This window comes from Sphingomonas bacterium, assembly GCF_903642285.1.
In the GTDB taxonomy this organism is placed as follows: Bacteria; Pseudomonadota; Alphaproteobacteria; order Sphingomonadales; family Sphingomonadaceae; genus Sphingomonas.
On sequence record NZ_CAHJWJ010000028.1, the window covers coordinates 16399 to 39017 of the forward strand.

19 protein-coding genes and 1 pseudogene are annotated in these 22619 nt (G+C 68.5%); 19 read left to right on the forward strand and 1 reads right to left on the reverse strand.

Annotation, left to right across the window (positions count from 1 at the left end):
- Nucleotides 1–19: 19 nt before the first annotated feature.
- Complete coding sequence (locus tag HUU99_RS13150) at nucleotides 20–406, reverse strand: hypothetical protein (RefSeq protein WP_174287035.1); 387 nt, start codon at nucleotides 404–406, stop codon at nucleotides 20–22.
- 237 nt (nucleotides 407–643) lie between these two features.
- On the opposite strand from HUU99_RS13150, the gene HUU99_RS13155 reads away from it, so the two are divergent.
- From HUU99_RS13155 to HUU99_RS13240, 19 genes and pseudogenes are all read left to right on the forward strand, one after another.
- Nucleotides 644–1612 (forward strand): cysteine synthase A, encoded by a 969-nt coding sequence (locus tag HUU99_RS13155; protein WP_174287036.1) that lies wholly within the window; start codon nucleotides 644–646, stop codon nucleotides 1610–1612.
- On the forward strand, nucleotides 1609–1917 hold the full coding sequence (locus HUU99_RS13160; RefSeq protein ID WP_254603194.1) for a hypothetical protein: 309 nt from the start codon (nucleotides 1609–1611) through the stop codon (nucleotides 1915–1917). The genes HUU99_RS13155 and HUU99_RS13160 overlap by 4 nt, the downstream gene beginning before the upstream one ends.
- 223 nt (nucleotides 1918–2140) lie before the next feature.
- Nucleotides 2141–2641 (forward strand): division/cell wall cluster transcriptional repressor MraZ, encoded by a 501-nt coding sequence (locus HUU99_RS15655; protein WP_254603196.1) that lies wholly within the window; start codon nucleotides 2141–2143, stop codon nucleotides 2639–2641.
- Entirely contained in the window at nucleotides 2638–3585 is a 948-nt protein-coding gene (gene rsmH / locus HUU99_RS15660; protein ID WP_254603198.1) for a 16S rRNA (cytosine(1402)-N(4))-methyltransferase RsmH, read from the forward strand. The genes HUU99_RS15655 and rsmH overlap by 4 nt, the downstream gene beginning before the upstream one ends.
- Nucleotides 3582–4202 (forward strand): hypothetical protein, encoded by a 621-nt coding sequence (locus HUU99_RS13170; protein ID WP_174287038.1) that lies wholly within the window; start codon nucleotides 3582–3584, stop codon nucleotides 4200–4202. Before rsmH ends, HUU99_RS13170 begins: the two co-directional genes overlap by 4 nt.
- Nucleotides 4199–5935, forward strand: a complete 1737-nt coding sequence (locus HUU99_RS13175; RefSeq protein WP_174287039.1) for a peptidoglycan D,D-transpeptidase FtsI family protein — start codon at nucleotides 4199–4201, stop codon at nucleotides 5933–5935. Before HUU99_RS13170 ends, HUU99_RS13175 begins: the two co-directional genes overlap by 4 nt.
- Nucleotides 5932–7347 carry a UDP-N-acetylmuramoyl-L-alanyl-D-glutamate--2,6-diaminopimelate ligase gene (locus tag HUU99_RS13180; protein ID WP_174287040.1) on the forward strand — a complete coding sequence of 472 codons (1416 nt, stop codon included), beginning with the start codon at nucleotides 5932–5934 and terminating at the stop codon, nucleotides 7345–7347. Before HUU99_RS13175 ends, HUU99_RS13180 begins: the two co-directional genes overlap by 4 nt.
- 43 nt (nucleotides 7348–7390) lie before the next feature.
- A complete protein-coding gene (locus HUU99_RS13185; RefSeq protein WP_174287041.1) occupies nucleotides 7391–8755 on the forward strand; it encodes a UDP-N-acetylmuramoyl-tripeptide--D-alanyl-D-alanine ligase in 1365 nt (454 codons plus the stop codon).
- A complete protein-coding gene (gene mraY / locus HUU99_RS13190) occupies nucleotides 8755–9825 on the forward strand; it encodes a phospho-N-acetylmuramoyl-pentapeptide-transferase (RefSeq protein ID WP_174287042.1) in 1071 nt (356 codons plus the stop codon). The genes HUU99_RS13185 and mraY overlap by 1 nt, the downstream gene beginning before the upstream one ends.
- Before the next feature lie 136 nt (nucleotides 9826–9961).
- Nucleotides 9962–11260 (forward strand): UDP-N-acetylmuramoyl-L-alanine--D-glutamate ligase, encoded by a 1299-nt coding sequence (murD, locus tag HUU99_RS13195; protein WP_174287043.1) that lies wholly within the window; start codon nucleotides 9962–9964, stop codon nucleotides 11258–11260.
- The gene (locus HUU99_RS13200) at nucleotides 11257–12483 is read left to right on the forward strand and encodes an FtsW/RodA/SpoVE family cell cycle protein (RefSeq protein ID WP_174287044.1); all 1227 of its coding nucleotides are present in this window, start codon (nucleotides 11257–11259) and stop codon (nucleotides 12481–12483) included. The genes murD and HUU99_RS13200 overlap by 4 nt, the downstream gene beginning before the upstream one ends.
- Nucleotides 12480–13631, forward strand: coding sequence for an undecaprenyldiphospho-muramoylpentapeptide beta-N-acetylglucosaminyltransferase (gene murG, locus HUU99_RS13205; protein WP_174287045.1), 1152 nt, complete (start codon nucleotides 12480–12482; stop codon nucleotides 13629–13631). The genes HUU99_RS13200 and murG overlap by 4 nt, the downstream gene beginning before the upstream one ends.
- 145 nt (nucleotides 13632–13776) lie before the next feature.
- Nucleotides 13777–15204 (forward strand): UDP-N-acetylmuramate--L-alanine ligase, encoded by a 1428-nt coding sequence (gene murC, locus HUU99_RS13210; protein ID WP_174287046.1) that lies wholly within the window; start codon nucleotides 13777–13779, stop codon nucleotides 15202–15204.
- Between the two features lie 146 nt (nucleotides 15205–15350).
- Nucleotides 15351–16220, forward strand: a complete 870-nt coding sequence (gene murB / locus HUU99_RS13215; protein WP_254603199.1) for a UDP-N-acetylmuramate dehydrogenase — start codon at nucleotides 15351–15353, stop codon at nucleotides 16218–16220.
- Between the two features lie 124 nt (nucleotides 16221–16344).
- Nucleotides 16345–17280, forward strand: coding sequence for a D-alanine--D-alanine ligase (locus HUU99_RS13220; protein WP_174287048.1), 936 nt, complete (start codon nucleotides 16345–16347; stop codon nucleotides 17278–17280).
- On the forward strand, nucleotides 17277–18236 hold the full coding sequence (locus HUU99_RS13225) for a cell division protein FtsQ/DivIB (protein ID WP_174287049.1): 960 nt from the start codon (nucleotides 17277–17279) through the stop codon (nucleotides 18234–18236). The genes HUU99_RS13220 and HUU99_RS13225 overlap by 4 nt, the downstream gene beginning before the upstream one ends.
- Before the next feature lie 4 nt (nucleotides 18237–18240).
- A complete protein-coding gene (ftsA, locus tag HUU99_RS13230) occupies nucleotides 18241–19503 on the forward strand; it encodes a cell division protein FtsA (RefSeq protein WP_174287050.1) in 1263 nt (420 codons plus the stop codon).
- 115 nt (nucleotides 19504–19618) lie between these two features.
- Nucleotides 19619–21175 carry a cell division protein FtsZ gene (gene ftsZ, locus HUU99_RS13235; RefSeq protein ID WP_174287051.1) on the forward strand — a complete coding sequence of 519 codons (1557 nt, stop codon included), beginning with the start codon at nucleotides 19619–19621 and terminating at the stop codon, nucleotides 21173–21175.
- Nucleotides 21176–21544: 369 nt separating this feature from the next.
- A pseudogene (locus tag HUU99_RS13240) lies at nucleotides 21545–22619 on the forward strand (tetratricopeptide repeat protein); the annotation flags it as partial.

Genomic DNA, 22619 nt, shown 5'->3' on the forward strand with positions numbered 1-22619 from the left:
ATTTCATGCGAACCCTAAATCAGGACTTGCAGCTCTGCGCGGCCTTGCCCGGTTGCGTCAGTTCGATGCTGTCTGGGCTGCCGGTCAGCTTCCAGCCGTCGGCAGTCAGCGGCGCACCGGTCGTGGGCGCGGTCAGCTTCGTCGCGGTACCACCCTGCGTCGTGCGCACCATCGCCAGCTTGTCGCCTTGGAAGAACGTGACGTAGACGAGGCTGTTGTCCTTGCAGCGCAGCGACTTGTCCGCCTTGATCGCAGGCGGCATCTCGATCGGCGCGGCGTTCTTCAGCGCATTGGCCATCGGATCGGGGTTCGCATCGACGACCTCCGGTGCCTTTGGCTGTGAGTTGCAGGCAGCCAGCGCGAGCAGCGACGCGGCGGCGACGATAGGGAGGAAGGGGCTTTTCATGGCGACCGAACATCTCGCTGATGCAGCATCCTCCGTCAAGGACGATATGGCGCGGTTTGGGCCGCTGGATGCTGATATTCCCGCGCCTCGGACGGGCCTATCGGACGTAACGCCGCCATGTTATTTCGCAGTCGCAACATGCCATACGGGCATGCGGCCGATCGTTGCAGTTGCGCATCATCCCGTCCCAAGTTTCGATCGCTTGCTCCCGCCCGAGCATGAGGCCATCTAACGGGCATGCACACGATACCCGACACGCTTTCGCTTATCGGCAACACGCCGCTCGTCCGGCTGAAAGGCCCCAGCGCGGCGACCGGCTGCGATATCTTCGGCAAATGCGAATTCGCCAATCCCGGTGCGTCGGTGAAGGACCGCGCCGCGCTGTTCATCGTCGAGGATGCGGAGGCGCGCGGCACGCTTCGCGCCGGTGGTACCATCGTCGAGGGGACGGCCGGCAATACCGGCATCGGCTTGGCGCTCGTGGCCAATGCCAAGGGGTATAAGACGATCATCGTGATGCCGGACAACCAGGCCAAGGAAAAGATGGACACGCTGCGTGCGCTCGGCGCGGAGCTGATGCTGGTTCCCGTCGCGCCCTATTCCTCGCCCTGCCATTTCGTCCACACCTCGCGCCGGGTGGCGGAGGAGACGAAAAACGCGATCTGGGCGAACCAGTTCGACAATATCGCTAATCGGCGCGCGCACATCGTCGGCACCGCCGAGGAGATGTGGGAACAGATGGAGGGGCGGATCGACGGCTTCACCTGCGCGGTCGGCACCGGCGGCACGTTCGCGGGGGTCGGGCTCGGGCTGAAGGCCAAGGACGAGGGCGTCTGCATCGCGCTGACCGATCCGCACGGCGCGGCGCTGTACGATTATTACGCGCATGGCGAACTGCATTCGGAAGGGTCGTCGGTCGCGGAAGGGATCGGGCAGGGGCGGATCACCGCCAATCTGGAAGGGGCACCGGTCGATACGCAGTTCCGGATTTCGGATGCGGAAGGCTGGGACTGGACCCGGCGGCTGCTCGACGAGGAGGGGCTATGCCTGGGCCTGTCCGCCGGGATCAACGTCGCGGGTGCGGTCCGGCTGGCGGAACGGCTGGGGCCCGGCAAGCGGATCGCGACCATCCTGTGCGATACCGGCTTCCGCTATCTGTCGACGCTATATTCGCCGGAATGGCGCGCCGCCAAGGGGCTGGCGTGAGGCGCGTTCGACAGGAGGGGCGCAGCGGAGTATTCTTCGCCCGGATGAAGCGGCGAAGCGACCCGAGCCAGTCGATGCAGCGCGTGAAGGTCGGGATGATCGGCCTGGCCGTCGTCGTGCTGCTGATCGGGCTGGCCAGCGCGATCATCGGATCGGCGACGCGCGAACGACCGGGGCTTGGCACGGCCACATCGCAGGCGATGGCGTCGAACGCGACGATGGCGAACCAGACGGCGGCCACCGAGCCGCTTGCCGAACTGGGCGTCGCGCCGATGGCGGGCAACGGCTCGGCTATCGGTCATTGACGGCCATCGAGAACACGACCTCTCACGCAGCATTCGGCCATTTTTTCCCGACCGATGAGCGCCGGATCCGTAAAATCCCCAAAAATCCCGTTGCGTCCCCGACTAACCCTTGATAACCAGCGTTAACAGCGGGGCAAGCTAACCGTCTGCTTTATGCAGAGCGGGGGGACGATCATACGTTTCTCCGAAAGCGGAGACGCGTGCGCGCCAGGGCGAGGTCGGCGTGGCGGACAGGGGGTATTATCAGGGGGACGGTATCGGCCTTGTCGACGACAAGGGCCGGGTCGCGATTCCCTCCGCGCTGCGCACCATCCTCGCCGCGAACGCACCCAAGGCGAACGGCAAGGACGGCGGCACGATCGTGATCGGCGCGCACCAGAAAAGCCGCTGCCTCGTCGCCTACGATCCCGGTTTCCTCGACATCATGGCCGCGCGGCTCGACCGGCGCGAGGCGGAACATACCGGCGCGGACGGCGAGTTCGACTACAACATCAAACGGCGCGCGACGAGCGGGGAGGCGGTGCCGTTCGACGGTTCCGGCCGCTTCATCATGCCCGCTTTCTCCCGCTTCCATGCCGGCATCGGCGTCCATGCGTTCTTCTACGGCGTGTTCGACTATATCGAGATCTGGGACCCGAAGACGCTGGTCGAGACCCCCGACGCGCCCGAGATCATGAAGTCGATGGCGCGGTTCCACATGGCCGGGCGGGGCGTCGCGCTGTGACCGACGCCCCGCACGTCCCCGTGCTGATCGCCGAGGTGGTCGCTGCGCTTGCCCCAGCGCCCGGCGAGACGATGGTCGACGCGACCTTCGGCGCGGGCGGTTACACGCGGGCGCTGCTGGCGACGGGTGCACGTGTCGTGGCGCTCGACCGCGATCCGGATGCGATCGCAGGCGGACAGGCGCTTGCGGCGGCGGAGGATCGGCTGACGCTGATCGCCGCGGACTTCTCCGCGATGGCGGCGGTGGTCGGCGAGGGCGTCGACGGCGTGACGATGGATATCGGCGTGTCGTCGATGCAACTCGACCAGGCGGAGCGCGGATTCTCGTTTCAGTCCGACGGGCCGCTCGACATGCGGATGAGCCGGGAGGGGATGTCCGCCGCCGATTTCGTCAACGACGCGGACGAGGGCGTCATCGCCGACGTCCTCTACCGCTATGGCGACGAACCCAAGTCGCGGCGCATTGCCCGCGCGATCGTCGCTGCCCGCCCGCTGACCCGCACCGGCGCGCTGGCGCATGTCGTCCGCCGCGCGCTCGGCCACAAACCGCACGACAAGAAAGACCCGGCCACGCGGACCTTCCAGGCGATCCGCATCCATGTGAACCGCGAACTGGACGAACTGGCGGACGGTCTGGCGGCGGCCGAGCGTGTGCTGAAGCCGGGCGGGCGGCTGGCGGTCGTCACCTTCCACAGCCTGGAGGACCGGATGGTCAAACGCTTCCTGCGCGACCGCTCCGGCAGCGCGCCCGCGATGTCGCGGCACATGCCGCAGGTATCGGCCGGCCCCGCGCCGACGTTCGAGAATGTAGGGCGCGGCGTTCGCGCAGGCGATGAAGAAGTGGCGCGCAACCCGCGCGCGCGCTCCGCAACCCTCCGGACGGCGCGGCGCACCGCAGCCCCCGCCTGGGCCAACGATATCGGACATGAAGAGGTGATGGCATGACCGCTGCATATCGGTTGAAGGGTCTCGGTTGGTTCGCGGCTTGCGTGGCGGTGACGCTCGGCTTCTACCTGGTGTCGCTGCAGGTTGCGTCGGAACGCAAGAAACTGGAGGCGGTCGACGGCCGGATCGGCGCGGCGCGGCGCGACATCCGCGCGCTGGAAACCGAATTCGACACCCGCGCCAACCTGACGCAGCTGGAGAAATGGAACGGCGACACGCTGGCGCTCGCCGCCCCCGCCGCCGGGCAGTTCGTTCGCAGCGAGGCGCAGCTGGCGGCGATCGACGTCAACGCGGCGGCGGCGCCGGGCACCGTGCAAGCGGTCGCGCTGGTCGTGCCGTCCGCACCGCTGGCGTTCGCGCCCGCGACGCCGATCCCCGCCACGGTCGCCCCGGTCCGCGCCACTGGCGTTGCGCACGCCGACATCACCGCGCCTCGCCCGGCGGTCCATGCCGCGACGCTGCATGACGAGCCGATCCACGTCGCCGCCGCGGCGAAGCCGAAGTTCGTCGCATCGAAGCCGGTCGCGGTCGCGATGCTCGACCACAAGCTGCTGTCGGACCACACGCTGGGCGATATCCTGTCAGGCGCGCGCGCCGAGGCCGGTCGCCGGCGTTGACGGTCGTCGTCGCCCGGCCGACGCCGCAGCGGCGGTCCGCCGGCCAGCGCCACGCGCTGGTCGCGACAGCGCATATGCGCCTGATGATGCTGATGCTGTTCTTCGCCGCGGCGGTCATGGTGGTGATCGCGCGCCTCGCGATGCTGGCGATCGTCGATGGCCCCGCGGACGAGGCGGCGCGCGTCGCGACGATCGCCGCCCGGGGCGACATCGTCGACCGCAACGGCCGGCCGCTGGCACGGACGATCGACGCCTGGACGATCGCGGTGCATCCCAAGCAGTTGATCGGCGACCCCATGGACATCGCCGCGCGCCTCGCCGCGCTGATGCCCGATCGCGGCGACCAGGCGGCGTTCTACCGGCTGCTGACGTCGAAAGTCAGCTTCACCTATCTGCAGCGCCGCGCCTCGCCCGCGCTCGTGGAGCAGGTCAACGCGATCGGCGAACCCGCGATCGTCTTCGCGCGCGAGACGCAGCGGCTGTATCCGCAATCCTCGCTCGCAGCGCATGCGCTCGGTTTCCTGTCGACCGACGGACACGGCATGTCGGGGATGGAGCGCGTGCTCGACCAGCGGCTGCTAGACCCGACGAAGAACGGGCAGCCGGTCGCATTGTCGATCGACACGCGCGTGCAGGCGGCGATGGAGAGCGAACTGGGCCGCGCGGCTGCGACGTTCCAGACCCGCAGCGCCACCGGGATCGTGCTGGACGTGCACAGCGGCGAGGTGATCGCGCTCGCGTCGCTGCCCGTCTACAACCCCAACCGGGTCGGCATGGCCGGCAGCGACGAACTGCGCAACACCGCGACGCAGAGCGTGTACGAGCTGGGATCGACGTTCAAGCCGATCACCATGGCGGCGGCGATGGACGGCGGCGTCGTGACGTCGATGGCGCGGCGTTTCGATGCGACGGTGCCGATGAGGATCGGCGGCTTTACGATCCACGACGATCGCGGCGACGAACAGAGACGCTGGCTCAACATCCCGGAAACCTTGGTCTATTCGTCCAACATCGCCACCGCGCGGATCGCCGACGAGGTCGGTTCGGCACGGATGCAGGCGATGTTCAGGAAACTGGGCTTCGATACCAAGCCCGACATCGAACTGCGTGAGAAGGCGCACCCGCTGTGGCCGAGCTTCTGGGCACGGACGACGGTCATGACCAGCGCGTATGGCCACGGCATCGCGGTGACGCCGCTGCACCTCGCCAGCGCCTATGCCGCTTTGGTGAATGGCGGCATCTGGCGGCCGGCGACCCTGATGAAGGTCGCCCCCGGCCATGAGGCGGCGGGCCGCCGCGTGATCGGCGAGGCGACGAGTGCGCGTATGCGGCAATTGTTGCGGCTGGTCGTGTTGCGCGGAACGGGGCGCAAGGGCGATGCGCCCGGCTACCGCGTCGGCGGCAAGACCGGCACTGCCGAAGCCGCGGTTGCAGGCGGATACGACCACCACCGCAATGTCGCGACCTTCGCGGCGGCTTTCCCGATGGAGGCTCCGCGCTACGTCGTGCTCGTAACCCTCGATTCGCCTATCGGCACCAAGGAAACCGCAGGCTTCAAGACTGCGGCCTGGAACGCGGCACCCGTCGTGGGGCGGGTGATCGCACGGACCGGATCTATGCTCGGCGTCATCCCCGACATGAATAACGATATCGACGAGAGCGAATTGCTGCCTTTGCTGTGGCGCGGGTCGGGCAAGGAGGCCGTCGGCACATCGCCGGGCTCGGTCGAATGAAGCTGGGCGCGTTGACCGGGGGCGGAGAGGATAGCGTCGTCACCGGCTTCGCGATCGATCATCGCAAGGTCGCGCCGGGCACTGTCTTCGGCGCGTTCCGCGGCGCGGCGGTCAATGGCGAGGATTTCATCGCCGATGCGGTGAAGGCGGGTGCGATCGCCGTCGTCGCCCGGCCCGAGGCGGTCGTCCGGGGCGCGACGCATATCGCCCATCCCTCCCCGCGCGAGGCGTTCGCGCACCTCGCCGCACGATTCTTCGCGCCGTTCCCCGCGACCGTCGTCGCGGTGACGGGCACCAACGGCAAGACGTCGGTCGTCGAGATGACCCGGCAATTGTGGCGTATGACGGGGTGCCATGCCGCGTCGATCGGTACGCTGGGCGTGACGACCGCGGAGGAGCGGACCAATACCGGGTTGACGACGCCCGATATCGTGACCTTCCTGTCCAACGTCGCCGGACTGGCGCGCGAAGGCGTAACGCATCTGGCGTTCGAGGCGTCGAGCCACGGGCTGACCCAGTACCGTACCGAAGGCCTGCCCGTCGCTGCAGCGGCGTTCACGAACCTCAGCCGCGACCATCTCGATTATCACGGCGACATGGCGAATTACCTGACCGCCAAGCTGCGGCTGTTCTCCGAAGTGCTGGCCCCGGGCGGCACCAGCGTCGTTTGGGCGGACGACGTGCAGTCGGCGCGCGTGATCGACCTGGCGCATGCGCGCGGTAACCGGCTGATGACCGTCGGGGAGAGGGGCGACGCGCTGCGGCTGGTGGCGCGGACGCCGACGTTGCTGGGGCAGGGGCTGACGATCGCGGCGGACGGGCGGACCTTCACGATCCAGCTGCCGCTGATCGGCGCGTATCAGGCCGCCAACGCGCTCGTTGCAGCCGCGCTGGTGATCGCGACCGGCGGCGACGTAGCGACGACGCTGGCGAACCTCGCGCGGTTGCAGCCGGTCCGCGGACGGCTGGAGCGTGCGGTCATCACGGCGAGTGGCGCACCGGTCTATGTCGACTATGCGCATACGCCCGATGCCGTCGAGGCGGCGATCGCCGCGCTGAAGCCGCATGCGGGCGGACGGCTGATCGTCGTGCTCGGTGCCGGCGGCGACCGTGACGCCGGCAAGCGCGAGGAAATGGGCGCGGTCGCGGCGGCGCGCGCCGATGTCGTCATCGTGACCGACGACAATCCGCGAAGCGAGGATCCGGCGGCGATCCGTGCCGCGGTCCTGAAGGGTGTGCCGCGCGCAACCGAGATCGCCGATCGCCGCGCGGCGATCGCGGCGGCGATCGCGCAGGCCGGGGCGGCGGATATCGTGCTGATCGCGGGCAAGGGGCATGAACAGGGGCAAATCGTCGGCGACCGCGTGCTGCCGTTCGACGATGTCGCGGTGGCAAGGGAGTTTGGGGGGTGAGGGGCCGGAACCCATTCCTCACCGTCCCGGGGAGGATTGCGCAATGACCCTCTGGACATCCCCCGAGATCGCCGCAGCCACTGGCGGTGCCGCGTCCGCCGACTTCGCCGTCACCGGCGTGGCGTTCGACTCGCGTGAAGTCGGGCCCGGCGACCTGTTCGTGGCGATGAAGGGCGAGGCGACCGACGGGCATCGATTCCTCGATCAGGCGTTCGCGCAAAGCGCGGGCGGGGCGATCGTATCAGAGCCGACCGGGCACCCCCATGTCCTGGTGAACGATGGCTTCGCCGCGCTTCGGGCACTGGGCCATGCCGGCCGCGCGCGGACCGCAGCCAAGATCATCGGCGTCACCGGATCGGTCGGCAAGACATCCGCCAAGGAAGCGCTGTTCGCCGCGCTCGACCGGTCGATCCCCGGACAGGTCCACCGCTCGGTCAAAAGCTACAACAACCATACCGGCGTGCCGCTGAGCCTCGCCAGGATGCCGCGCGAGGCAGCGGTCGGCGTGTTCGAAATGGGGATGAACCACGCGGGCGAACTCGCCGACCTGACCCGCATGGTCCGGCCCGATGTCGCGATCGTCACTGCGATCGCGCCGGCGCACACCGAATTCTTTCCGGACGAAAGCGCGATCGCCGACGCCAAGGGCGAGATATTCCAGGGCCTCGAACCCGGCGGCACCGCGATCGTCCCCTTCGACAGCCCGCACCGCAACCGCCTGATCGCCGCCGCCCGGCCCCATGCCGCGCGCATCGTGACGTTCGGGCTGAACGACGGTGCCGATGTCCGCGCGATCGAGGCGATGCGGTTGCCGACCGGCACGTTCATGACCGCGCGTATCGGCGACGATGAACTGAGCGTCACGATCGCGCAAGCGGGCATGCACTGGGTGTCGAACGCGCTCGCGGTGCTGGCGGCGGTGCAGGCGGTGGGTGCCGATCTCGGGCTCGCCGGGCTCGCGCTGGCCGATCTCGGCGGGCTCGCCGGGCGCGGCGCGCGACGGACGATCGCGGTCGACGGGGGCGAGGTATTGCTGATCGACGAAAGCTACAATGCCAATCCCGCATCGATGGCGGCGACGTTGGCGGTGCTGGCGCACGAACCCGGTCGCCACGTCGCGGTGCTCGGCGAAATGCGCGAGCTGGGCGCGGCGTCGCCGGCCTATCACGCGGCGCTCGCCGAGCCGATCCTGGCGGCCAACGTCGAACGGGCTCTCCTGGTCGGCGAAGCGATGACGCCGCTTGCCGAAGCGCTTGAGGGGCGCATCGATTTCGTCCATGCCCCCGACGTGCAAGCCGCACTCGTGTCGCTGCGGCGGATGCTGGCGGCGGGCGACACCGTGCTCGTCAAGGGATCGAACGGGGTCGGGCTGGCGCGATTGGTGGCCGGGCTCGGGGGCGTGACATAATGCTGTTCTGGATCGCCAAGCATTTCGGGTTCGAAGGGCTGCTGAACCTCATCCGCTACCAGACCTTCCGCACCGGCGCGGCGGTCGCGACCGCGCTTGTCATCGGGCTGATCATCGGGCCCACGTTCATCGGCTGGCTGCGCGTGCGGCAGGGCAAGGGGCAGCCGATCCGCGCCGACGGCCCGCAGACGCATCTGGCCAAGCGCGGTACGCCGACGATGGGCGGACTGATGATCCTGACGTCGATGGTGCTCGCGATCCTCATCTGGATGGACCTGACCAATCCCTATGTCTGGTCCTGCCTTTTCGTGACGCTCGGCTTCGGCGCGATCGGGTTCATGGACGATTACGACAAGGTGCGAAAGGCGAGCACCACCGGCGTGTCGGGCCGGGTGCGGCTGATGATGGAGTTCGCGGTCGCCGGCATCGCCGCGGTCGTCATCATGCAGTCGAACGGGCCGCATCTGTTCCTGCCGTTCACGACGCGGCTGTATCTCGACCTCGGCTATGCGTTCCCGGTGTTCGCCGCGTTCACGATCGTGGCGTTCGGCAACGCGGTGAACCTGACCGACGGGCTCGACGGGCTGGCGACGATGCCGGTCATTATCGCGTCGGTCGCGTTCATGGTCATCGTCTATCTGGTCGGCAACGTGAAGTTCGCCGATTATCTGGGCATCCCGCACGTGCCCGGGGCGGGCGAGCTGGCGATCTTCTGCGGCGCGGTGGTCGGCGCGGGACTGGCGTTCCTGTGGTTCAACGCGCCGCCCGCGGCGGTATTCATGGGGGATACCGGTAGCCTTGCGCTGGGCGGCGCGCTGGGGACGATCGCGGTGGTCGCGCATCACGAGATCGTGCTGGGGATCATCGGCGGTCTGTTCGTGGCGGAGGCGCTGAGCGTCATCATCCAGGTGTTCTTCTACAAGCGCACCGGCCGGCGCGTATTCAGGATGGCACCGATCCACCATCATTTCGAACAGCTCGGCTGGAGCGAGCCCACCGTCGTGATCCGCTTCTGGATCATCGCGCTGGTGCTGGCGCTGGCCGGGCTTTCGACGTTGAAGTTGCGGTGATGGTGATGGCGCAGCCAGCGGCGGCACCACATCCCCGCGCAGGGCACCCATCAAAGTATTACTTTGATGGGACCCCAGGCGGGGATCCAGATCAAAAGAAGACTCTGGGCTCCCGCCTTCGCGGGAGAACAGTCATATGATCGTCGCGCGCGCCTGGGCCGGCAAGCGGTACGCGGTCTTGGGGCTTGCAAGGTCGGGCAGCGCGACGGTGAGCGCTTTGTTGGCGGGCGGCGCTACGGTTGTGGCTTGGGACAGCGATCCGAACAAGCGCGTCCACCCCCGCGAAGGCGGGGGTGGTGTGGAGTTCGCAGACCTCGATACCGTCGACCTCACCTCCATCGACGCGCTCGTCGTTTCCCCCGGCGTCCCGCTCAACACGCATCCGCTCGCGGCGAAGGCGCGCGCGGACGGCGTGCCGGTGATCGGCGACATCGAGCTGTTCGCCGAAGCACGCGTCGACCTCCCGCTGCACAAGGTCGTCGGCATTACCGGCACCAACGGCAAGTCGACGACGACGGCGCTCGTCCACCATATCGTCCGGACCGCGGGCATCCCGAGCCTGATGGGCGGCAATATCGGCCTGCCGATCCTCGCCGCCGCGCCGCTCCCGGCGGGCGGCGTCTACGTACTCGAACTTTCCAGCTACCAGCTCGACCTGACGCTGACGCTCGATTGCGACGTCGCGGTGCTGCTCAACGTCACGCCGGACCATCTCGATCGCTATGACGGCTTCGATGCCTATGCCGAGTCCAAGGCGCGGCTGTTCGCGATGCAGTCGCCCACGAACGAAGCGGTCATCGCGATCGGCGATTCGCCCTCCGCTGCGATCGCGCGCAGCCTGTCGGCGCGGGGCGAGCATCTGAGCAAGATCGCGCCGGGCATATGCATGGACCAGTCGCGCTGGCCGGCGCTGCAAGGGCCGCACAATGCGCAGAATGCGCTGGCAGCCATTGCCGTCGCGAGGGCGTTGGGCGTTCCCGAAACCGCCATCGATCGGGGCCTGGAGACGTTTATCGGCCTGCCGCACCGGATGGAGACGGTCGCAACCCGGCACGGCGTTCGCTTCGTCGACGACAGCAAGGCCACCAACCCCGAAAGCACCGCCCCCGCACTCGCCGCGTTCGAGCGGGTCCACTGGATCGCGGGGGGTCGCGCCAAGGGCGACGATCTCGACGCCTGCGCGGCCTATTTCGACCGGGTGGTCGCCGCGTATACGATCGGCGAGGCGGCGGCTTCGTTCTTCGATCTGTTGAAGGGCCGGGTACCAGCGGTCGAGCGTGCCGGCGATCTGGCCACCGCGGTTGCGCATGCCGCATCGGCGGCCCGGCCGGGCGACGTGGTATTGCTGTCGCCCGCCGCCGCCAGTTTCGACCAATTCACCGATTATGTCGCGCGCGGCCTCGCCTTCCGCACCGCGGTGGAGGCGCTGCCATGACCGATGCCAAGACCGAGGCGCGCGCCGGCCTGATCGCCAAGGTCAAGCGGCGCGGCGGGCGTGGGGACCGGTCGCCGCTCGGTACGTGGTTCTTCGATATCGACCGGATGCTGCTGCTGCTCACGCTGTTCCTGATCGCGATCGGGCTAGTCGCGGTCGCCGCCGCGTCGCCGGCCAGTGCGGTCCGCTATTCGGGCGAACACCACAAGATCGCGCCGCTATTCTATTTCTGGCGGCAGTTACTGTGGGTCGCGGTGTCGCTGCCGGTCCTGTTCGGTATGTCGATGCTGCCGCTCGCGACCGCGCGGCGGATCGCCATCATCGGTGCAGGCGTCTTCGTCGTGTTGCTGGCGGCGACGCCGTTTGTCGGCGTGTCGGTCAATGGCGCGCGGCGCTGGATCGGGTTCGGCTTCGCGCAGTTCCAGCCGTCCGAGTTCCTGAAGCCGCTGTTCATCGTGACGGTGGCGTGGATCCTGTCGCTGAAGGCGAAGGACGACGAACTGCCGACCGTGCTGATGACCGGGGCGATGACCGGCGGCGTCGCGGTGCTGCTGATGCTGCAGCCCGATTTCGGACAGACGGTGATCTTCTGCGCCGTCTGGCTCGCGCTGCTGATGATCGCGGGTACGTCGACGAAAGTCCTCGTCGGGATCGTCGCGCTGGTGCCGGCGGGGCTGGTATCGGCCTATCTCTTCTACGGTGTCGCGCGGTCGCGGATCGACGCGTTCCTGTTTCCCGCGGTGGACGGCGAGGGCGCGGCGGATCATTTCCAGACCAACGCGGCGCATGCGACCCTGGTCGCGGGCGGATGGTCGGGGACGGGGCCGGGCGGCGGGGCAGCCAAGTTCGGGCTGCCCGAGGCGCATACCGATTATATCTTCTCGGTGATCGGCGAGGAGTTCGGGCTGATCGCCTGTTCGATCATCGCGCTGGTGTTCCTGGCGATCGTGGTGCGCGTGTTCGTCAAGCTGCTGGACGAACAGGATGAATTCAAGCTGCTCGCCGCGTCCGGCCTGGCGGTGCAGTTCGGCGCGCAGGCGCTGGTCAGCATGGCGGTGAACACCGGGCTCGCCCCGTCCAAGGGTATGACGCTGCCGTTCATCAGCTATGGCGGATCGTCGATGATCGCGCTTTCGATCGGCATGGGGTTGCTGCTGGCGCTCACCCGGCGCAATCCGTTCCTGACGCGGAGCCCCTATGTCGTCCGCTGGAGCGGTAGATGAGCAAGCATTTCGTCCTGGCGGCCGGTGGGACCGGGGGTCATATGGTGCCCGCCGCGGCGCTTGCCGCGGAACTAACGAAGCGCGGCCACCGCGTCGCACTGGTCAGCGACGCGCGCGGTGTGCGCTTCCCCGGATTGTTCGCCGAGGGTCCTGGGGGCGTGCAGACGCATGTCCTTCCCGCCGGTCGACTGAGCGGCGGGCCGATCGGCTGGGCGAAGGCGACGCGCGAGATGTGGCGCGGGCGCGGGATGGCGCGCGAGCTGTATCGTAACTTCAAGCCGGCGGCGGTCATCGGTTTCGGCGGCTACCCCGCGCTCCCCGCGCTGCTGGCGGCGTTCGCGGAAAAGGTGCCGACCGCGATCCATGAGCAGAATGCCGTGCTGGGCCGGGTCAATCGGCTGGTCGCGCGCCGGGTCGACGCGATCGCGACGTCCTATGGCGAGGTCGAGCGTCTGAAGGCCGGCCTGGCGGGCAAGGTCCACGACGTCGGCAATCCGGTGCGCGCGGAGGTGCTGGCGTTGCGGGCGAAACCCTATCCGCTGCTGGAGGAGGACGGCATCTTCCGCGTGCTGGTAACCGGCGGGTCGCAGGGTGCCGGCATCCTGTCGAAGGTCGTCCCCGACGGACTCGCGATGCTGCCGGTGACGTTCCGGCGGCGGCTGCAGGTGACGCACCAGGCGCGGATCGAGGATATCGATGCGGCGCGCGCACAATATGCTGCGCACGAGATTCCTGCCGAACTCGCGACCTATCTGCCCGACCTGCCCGAACGGCTTGCCTGGGCGCATCTGGTGATCGCGCGCGCGGGCGCATCCACACTGGCGGAACTGACCGCGGCGGGTCGCCCGGCGATCCTGGTGCCGCTGCCGAGCGCGACCGACGACCACCAGACCGTCAATGCGCGAGAGATGACCAGGGCGGGCGGCGCACGGACGATCACGCAGGCGGAATTCACGTCGGTGGAACTGGCCAAGCAGATGCAGAAGCTTGGGCTCGACCCGGCCGCACTGGAAAACGCCGCCGCGCGCGCGAAGGGCTGCGGGCGGCCCAACGCGGCGAGCGATCTGGCCGATCTGGTCGAGAGCCTGGACGCGCCGCGCGTCCGGCTGCCGGTGACGACGCGTGCGCCGAAGGAAGCGTTCGCGTGACGGCCCTTCTTCATTCCTCCCCGGGACGGGGAGGGGGACCATCAGCAGGATGGTGGAGGGGGTTCTCCACGAGCCGGATCGCGGGTGGAGAACCCCCTCCACCGGCTGCGCCGGTCCCCCTCCCCGTCCCGGGGAGGATTTTCCTGTGAAAGGCGTCGCGACCGATATCGGCACGATTCACTTCGTCGGGATCGGCGGGATCGGCATGTCGGGCATCGCCGAGGTGATGAAGAATCTCGGCTACAGCGTACAGGGGTCGGACGTGGCCGAGGGCTATGTCGTGCAGGGCTTGCGCGAGAAGGGCATCCCGGTCGCGATCGGGCATAGCGCGCACAACCTCGGCGATGCCGCGGTCGTCGTCGTGTCCACCGCGATCGTTCGGTCGAACCCCGAGATCGAATGTGCGCTGGAACGGCGAATTCCCGTCGTGCGCCGGGCGGAAATGCTCGCCGAACTGATGCGCCTGAAATCCACCGTCGCGGTCGCGGGGACTCACGGCAAGACGACCACCACGTCGATGATCGCGGCGATCCTCGATGCGGGCGGGGTCGATCCGACCGTCATCAACGGCGGCATCATCAACAGCTACGGGTCGAACGCGCGGCTGGGCGCGAGCGACTGGATGGTGGTCGAGGCGGACGAGAGCGACGGGAGTTTCCTCAGGCTCGACGGCACGATCGCGGTCGTGACCAATATCGATCCCGAACATCTCGATCATTACGGCTCGTTCGACGCGGTCAAGGACGCGTTCGTGGCCTTCATCGAGAACGTCCCTTTCTACGGTGCGGCGCTGATGTGCCTCGATCACGCAGAGGTGCAGGGTATCCTGCCGCGACTGCGCGACCGGCGCGTCGTGACATACGGCTTTTCCGCGCAGGCCGATGTACGCGGGGTCAACGTGACGCCGATCCCCGGCGGCAACCGGTTCGAATGCATCGTCCGCGCGCGCGACGGGTCGGTGCGGTCGATCGAGCATATCGTCCTGCCGATGCCCGGCCGCCACAATGTCCAGAACGCGCTGGCCGCGATCGGCGTGGCGCTTGAGCTGGGGATCGACGACGCGACGATCCAGCAGGGGTTCGCCAAGTTCGGCGGGGTGAAGCGGCGCTTCACCAAGGTCGGCGAGATCGCGCTGGCGGGCGGCGCGGCGACGGTGATCGACGATTACGGGCATCATCCGGTGGAGATCCGCGCGGTCCTGGCCGCGGCACGCGAAAGCGCGGTCGGCCGCGTCATCGCGGTGGTGCAGCCGCACCGCTATTCGCGGCTGGGCAGTCTGATGGAGGATTTCCAGACCGCGTTCAACGACGCCGACCGGGTATTCGTGACGCCCGTCTATGCCGCGGGGGAAGTCCCGGTCGAGGGTGTCGATGCGAACGCGCTGGTCGAAGGGCTGAAGCGGCGCGGCCACCGGTTCGCGACGACGGTGGCCGACGCGGATACGCTCGCGGCGGAGCTGGCGGCGACGGTGCAGATCGACGACATGGTCGTGTGCCTGGGGGCGGGGGACATCACCAAATGGGCCGCCGGGCTGGCGGAGGCGGTGGCGACGCGGGTCGAGGTGGTGACGTGAGTCTTCCCGCGCAAATCCTCCCCGGGACGGGGAGGGGGACCACCAGCCATAGGCTGGTGGTGGAGGGGGCTATCAACGGGCGTGCCGTTGGTGGCAGCCCCCCCTCCACCAGCTTCGCTCGTCCTCCTCCCCGTCCCGGGGAGGATTTGCGTGGATCGCTTAATGCAAGCGGCCCTCTGGCCGACTTCATCTGGTTCCGTACCGGTGGTCCGGCCGAATGGCTCGTCCGCCCCGCCGATACGCAGGACCTGGCCCTATTCCTCGGCACGCTTGACCGCGAAATCCCCGTCCTCCCGATCGGCGTCGGCTCGAACCTGATCGTCCGCGACGGCGGCGTGCCGGGTGTCGTCGTGCGCCTGCCCAAGGCGATGGCGAAGGTCTCGATCGAAAACGGCCGCGTCCGCGCGGGCGGAGCGGCGATGGGGATCAGCGTCGCCAGCGCAGGCCGCGATGCGGGGATCGCCGGGCTGGAATTCCTGCGCGGTATCCCCGGGACGGTCGGCGGTGCGGTGCGGATGAACGCGGGCGCGTATGGCCGCGACGCCAGCGATATCCTCGTCGAGGCAACGGTCGTCACGCGCGACGGGTCGGTCGAGATATGGCCTGCCGAGCGATTGGGCTATTCCTATCGGCATTCGAACCTGTCCGCGGGCGCGGTGGTGGTCGAGGCGGTGTTCGAAGGCACCGCGGGCGACCCTGCGACGATCGGCGCGGAAATGGACCGTATCGCCGCCGAGCGCGAGGCGTCGCAGCCGTTGCGATCGCGGACCGGCGGGTCGACGTTCAAGAACCCGGACGGGCATAAGGCCTGGACCTTGATCGATGCCGCCGGCTGTCGCGGGCTTCGGCATGGCGACGCGCAGGTGAGCGAGAAGCATTGCAATTTCCTGCTCAACCTCGGCGGTGCTTCGAGTGCCGAGATCGAGGCCCTCGGCGAAGAGGTGCGCGAACGGGTGAAGGCGCATTCGGGGGTGACGCTGGAATGGGAAATCCAGCGGGTGGGGGTCGTGGCGTGAGGGAGGCTTTCCCTTGTTCCCCGGCGAAGGCCGGGGCCCAGGCTCGGCGAGGCGCGCCAATCCATGCGCTGCCGCGCATGTTTCTTGTTACGGACTGGACCCCGGCCTTCGCCGGGGAACGGGCATGACGCAGCCCCTCCACATCGCGGTCCTCATGGGCGGCTGGTCCGCGGAGCGCGCGGTGTCGCTGCTCTCCGGTACCGGCGTCGCCGACGCGCTGGAGTCGCTCGGTCACCGGGTGACGCGGATCGACATGGCGCGCGACGTCGCGGCGCGGCTCGCCGAGGCGCGGCCCGATCTCGTCTTCAACGCGCTCCACGGGACGCCGGGAGAGGATGGCAGCGTGCAGGGGATGCTCGACCTGATGGGGCTGCGTTATACGCATAGCGGGCTCGCCACCTCGGTCATCGCGATCGACAAGGTGCTGACCAAGCAGGCGCTCGTTCCGCACGGCATCCCGATGCCGGGCGGCCGGGTCGTCCGGTCCGCCGACCTGTTCGAGGGCGATCCGCTCGCGCGGCCCTATGTGCTCAAACCCGTCAACGAAGGGTCGTCGGTCGGCATCGCGATCGTCACCGCGGACGGCAATTACGGCAGCCCGATCGGCCGCGATGTCGCGGGGCCGTGGCAGGATTTCGCGGAATTGCTCGCCGAACCCTATATCCGCGGCCGCGAACTTACCGCGGCGGTACTGGGCGACCGGGCGTTCGGGGTGACCGAGTTGAAGCTCAAGAGCGGCTTCTACGACTACACCGCAAAATATACCGAGGGGATGGCCGAACACGTCTTCCCCGCGCCGATTCCCGACGCCATTACCAATGCGTGCAAGGCGCTGGCGCTGGAGGCGCATCGGCTGCTCGGCTGTAAGGGCGCGAGCAGGTCGGATTTTCGCTGGGACGACGAGCGCGGGGTCGAAGGATTGTTCCTGCTGGAGGTCAACACGCAACCCGGCATGTCTCCCCTAAGCCTTATCCCCGAACAAGCGCGACATTGCGGGATGAGCTATGCTGATCTCGTTCAGGCGATCGTCGACGAGGCCATGAAGGACGTGAGGCCATGAGCCGTACGATCAAGCGCGGCTCGCCCCCCCGCCGCCCGCAGCCGCGGCGCAAGCAGCCGGTGCGCAAGGTGTCCGCGCTGGACCGGCTGGTCGGCGCGCTGCCGGTCAGCGAGGCGACGCTGCGCCGGATCGCGACCTGGACGATCCTGGGCGCGGTCGGCATCGCGGCGGTGGTCGCGGCGAGCCTGGCGGGGGTGCCCGGCATGGTCGGCAGCGCGCTGGCGGAGGGCGCGGGGCGTGCCGGCTTCCGCGTCGAGCAGATCGAGATCACGGGCCTGAAGCGGATGGACCGGATGAGCGTCTATGCGGTCGCGCTCGACCAGAAATCGACCGCGATGCCGCTCGTCGACCTGGCGGCGGTGCGCGACCGGCTGCTGCATTATGGCTGGATCGCCGATGCGCACGTCTCCAGGCGACTGCCCGATACGCTGCTGGTCGATATCGTCGAGCGCACCCCCGCCGCGGTGTGGCAGGACAATGGCCAGCTGACCCTGATCGACGCGAAGGGCGTGTTGCTGGAGCCGGTGAAGCCTGACGCGATCCCCAATCTGCCGCTCGTGATCGGCCCCGGCGCGGACTTGCAGGAGGCGAGCTATCAGAGCCTGCTCGCGGCCGTTCCTGCGCTGAAATCGCGGGTGACCGCGGCGACCTGGGTCGGCAATCGTCGATGGGACTTGACGTTCGACTCGGGCGAGACTCTGCTGCTGCCCGAAGAAGGGGCGGACCGGGCGATCATGAAATTCGCGGCATTGCAGGGAGATCGACCGTTGCTCGGGCGTGGCTGGCTGCGGTTCGACATGCGCGATCCGGCAAAGCTCGTCGCGCGCAAGCCGGGCGCGAGCATGGCGCGCCAGGTCGCCGATCCGGGCGATGTGAAGACGGACGACGCCAAGACGAACGACAAGACGACGGGGGCGGTCGCTGGGGCCGGCGGCCCGGCGATCAGGGAAGGCTAGGGGCATGGCGAAGGCCGCACCGGAAGGACTCATCACCGCGCTCGACATCGGATCGTCGAAGGTGTCGGCGATGATCGCGCAGAAAGGCGATGGCGGCGAACTGATCGTGCTCGGCACCGGCCAGCGCGAAAGCCGCGGCGTCAAGCGCGGCTATATCGCCGACATGGCCGCGACCGAAGCCGCCGTGCGTGAGGCGGTCGAGCAGGCGGAGCGGATCGCGGGGATCAACATCGAGAATGTGTGGGTCGGCTTCTCCGCGGGCGGCCTGGTCAGCGACGTCGCCGAGGTCGAGTTCGAGCTGGGCGGCCACCGCGTCGAGCAGCAGGACATCGACGCGCTGCTGGCGGCGGGGCGCAACTCGATCGACCCGCAGGGGCGCATGGTGCTGCACGCGCAGCCGGCGCTCTACACGCTGGACGGGCTGACCGGGGTCAAGAAGCCGCTGGGGCTGCATGCCGACCGGCTGGGCGTCCATATCCATGTCGTCGCCGCGGACGGATCGCCGGTGCGCAACCTCGATCTGTGCGTCCGGTCGGCGCATCTGGAGGTGAAGTCGATCATCGCATCGCCGGTCGCCACCGGGCTCGCGTGCCTGAGCGAGGAAGAGCGCGAACTCGGCGTCGCGCTGGTTGAGATGGGCGCGGGGATCACCAACGTGTCGCTGTTCGCGGGCGGGATGCTGGTCGGGCTGACGTCTATTCCCGTGGGGGCGCAGGACATCACCGACGATATCGCCTCCGCCTTCGGCACCCGGCGACAGAATGCCGAGCGGATGAAATGCTTTCACGGTTCGGCCAACGCGTCCCCGCGCGACAATCACGACATGATCCCCGTCATGCCGATTTCCGCCGAAGACGGTGCTGGTGACGGGATGCAGATCACCAAGGCGCAGTTGATCAGCGTCATCCGCCAGCGGCTGGAATATCAGATGGGCGAAGTACGCAAGGCGCTGACCGCGCTGAAGTTCGAAGGGCCGGTGGGGCGGCAGGTCGTACTGACCGGCGGCGGCGCGGAACTGAAGGGCGTGGCGGACTATGCGCAGGCGGCGCTCGGCCGGTCGGTCAGGATCGGGCGGCCGCGCGGGCTGACCGCCTTGCCCGAGGCGCATGGCGGGCCGGCATTCGCGACGCTGGCGGGCTTGGCCTTCTACGCGGCGACCGATCCGGTCGACCTGCGCGCGCTCGCGCCGCAGCCGCAGACCGTTCATCGAACCCGCGGGCTCGGCATGTTCCGCAAGCTGATGCAGACTGCGCGAGCGAATTATTGACGAAACAGGGCGGACTTGCGCTTTCGGCTGGCACCATGCGATCCGATGGGGCATCAAGGTTAATCAGGGGCTCGGGCGTAGCGTTCCACCGGGCAAGGGGCTGGAGATACAGGCGATGAGCATCGAATTCCTTTCTCCCGAAGTGGACGAACTCACTCCGCGCATCGCGGTGATCGGCGTCGGCGGCGCGGGCGGCAACGCGATCGCGAACATGATGCGCGCCGACGTGCAGGGCGTCGACTTCCTCGTCGCGAACACCGACGCGCAGGCGCTGAAGCAATCGACCGCGCCGCAGCGCATCCAGCTTGGCGCGAAGATCACGCAAGGGTTGGGCGCTGGCAGCCGTCCCGAGATCGGCCGCGCCGCCGCGGAAGAGACGATCGACAGCCTGGCCAAGCAACTGGAAGGCACGCACATGGTCTTCATCGCCGCCGGCATGGGCGGCGGCACTGGGACGGGCGCGGCACCGGTGATCGCCAAGGCGGCGCGCGACATGGGCATATTGACCGTCGGCGTCGTGACCAAGCCGTTCGCGTTCGAGGGCAATCGGCGGTCGAAATCCGCCGAGGCGGGCATAGAGGAACTGCAGAAATACGTCGACACGCTGATCGTCATTCCCAACCAGAACCTGTTCCTGATCGCCAACGCGAACACCACCTTCAAGGAGGCGTTCACGATGGCGGACGAGGTGCTGCAGCAGGGCGTGCGCGGCATCACCGACCTGATGGTAATGCCCGGCCTCATCAACCTCGACTTCGCCGACGTCCGCTCGGTGATGCAGGAAATGGGCAAGGCGATGATGGGCACCGGCGAGGCGTCGGGCGACAACCGCGCGCTGGAAGCGGCGCAGAAGGCGATCGCCAACCCGCTGCTCGACGGCGTGTCGATGCAGGGTGCGAAGGGCGTCATCATCTCGATCACCGGCGGCGACGACATGCGCCTGCTCGAGGTCGACGAGGCGGCGAACCATATCCGCGATCTGGTCGATCCGGACGCGAACATCATCTGGGGATCGGCGTTCAATCCCGAGCTGGAGGGCAAGATCCGCGTGTCGGTCGTCGCCACCGGCATCGAGGCTAGCGCGCGCCCCGCGATGGTCGCCGAACCCACGCGCAGCTTCAGTTTCGGCGGCGCGCGCAAGGGGGAGGACACCGCCACCTCGTTCCGCCCGAGCGAACCCGCTGCGCCGGCCGCGACCGCGACCGCGCCGGTCGCCGAACCGGCCCCGGCCCCGGCCCAGGCTCCAACGCCCGTCGCAGCGGCGCAGGACCATGCCACCGCCGACGCCGCAGCCGCCGATGCCAAGCCCGAGACCGCCGATGCAGCGGATGAGGAACTGGTGCTCGGTGCGGAGACGATCGTATCTGCCCCGCCGCGCACGTTCGACGACGGCGCGTTCGGTGCCTCGACCGCCCCGGTGACGCCGTCCGCCGCTGCCCCGGTACCGTCCTTCGGCACGCCCTCCGCCGATGGTGGCCGGCGCCGCTGGATCGCACCGGGGGCCGAAGCGCCTGCCGCCGCCGAACCGGTGGCGACTCCGCGGGTCAAGCTGGGCGGAACGCTGTTCGAACGCATGTCCAACGCCGCGCGCGGCACCGCGCGCGAAGAGGATGCCCCCGAAGACCCGCCGCTCGATATCCCGCGCTTCCTGAACCGGCAGAATAACCAGTAGGTCTGCTTTCATGGTACTATTTGCCTCCCCGGCGAAGGCCGGGGTCCAATTGCCGAGGTCGAGGTAACGAGGGACATCGCGCCATCGTGGCCGTTCCGCCGCTGGACCCTGGCCTTCGCCGGGGAGGCTCATCAATACGTTCGGTCTGCTCGACCTGCCGTTCTCCTGCGAACGCAGGTGCCATGATATCAGGGTACGCCGCTCGTGGCCCCGGGCTCCTGCTTTCGCAGGAGAATACCGATCCCGACAGATTGCCGAGCATGATAACGTGGAGCTACCCGCTTCGTCGCCGCATGGGCTCGTTTCATCGTGGTGCCGACAGCGCCATGTTGCCGTCCGCGCGGCTCTGGCCTCTAGCATCGCCGACGCATGCATTTCCGTTCGATCCCCTTCCTGTCGCTCGCGCTCGCCCTCGCGATCGTTCCCGCCCCCGCCGATGCACAGGCGGTGGTGCAGCCGTTGCCGGGGACGACCGATGCCGATCGGCTTGCCGATCAGGTCCACCGTCTCGCGGCGAACCCGCAGGACCTCGACGCGCTCGTCACCGCTGGCGCGCTGTCGATCAAGCTCGATGACCTGACCGCCGCTGCGGCGTTCTTCACGCGCGCGGACAAGGTCGATCCGCGCAGCGCGCGGGTGAAGGCGGGGGAGGCGTCGCTGCTGGTCCGCAACGAGCGTCCGGGGGAAGCGCTGCGGTATTTCGCACAGGCGGAAAGCTACGGCCTTGCGCCCGAGGCATTCGCCGCCGATCGCGGCCTGGCCTATGATCTGGTGGGCGATCAGCCGCGCGCGCAACGCGATTATCGGCTGGCGCTGAAAGCGACCCCGAACGACGACGAGACGATCCGGCGTTACGCATTGTCGCTCGGCATTTCGGGCAAGAAGCAACCGGCGCTCGATACGCTCGCGCCGTTGCTGACGAAGACCGATCGCGGCGCATGGCGGTCGCGGGCGTTCGTGCTGGCGATGAATGGCGATATCGCGGGCGCGGAGCATATCGCGACGACGATGATGCCCGGCGGGATGGCGCTGGGGTTGCAACCGTTTTTCGAGCGTCTGCCGATGCTCGACCCGATCGACCGCGCGTTCGCGGTGCATTTCGGCGAAGTCCGGACCAGTCCGGAGCGAGTCGCCGATGCGCGCCTGGCACCGGCGACGACACCGCTGCCCCCGGAACCCGTCGCGGTCGCTGCGGTGGCGGTCCGGCCCACGCCCGAGCCACGCCACGGCCGCAAGGATCGCCGCGGTCGCAGCGTGCCGACGTCGGCTCAGGCCGCTCCGGCCGCGCCGGTTCAGGTGGCGCAGGCGGCCGTGCTTCCGCCGATCCCGACGCCGCGTGGGCAGCGCCCTGCCGCGACGGCGGTACCGGCGCTGGCGATACCCCTGACACCGCCTGTCGCGGTCGCGGCGATCGCTCCGCGCGCGACGGTCCCGCCGGCCGTCG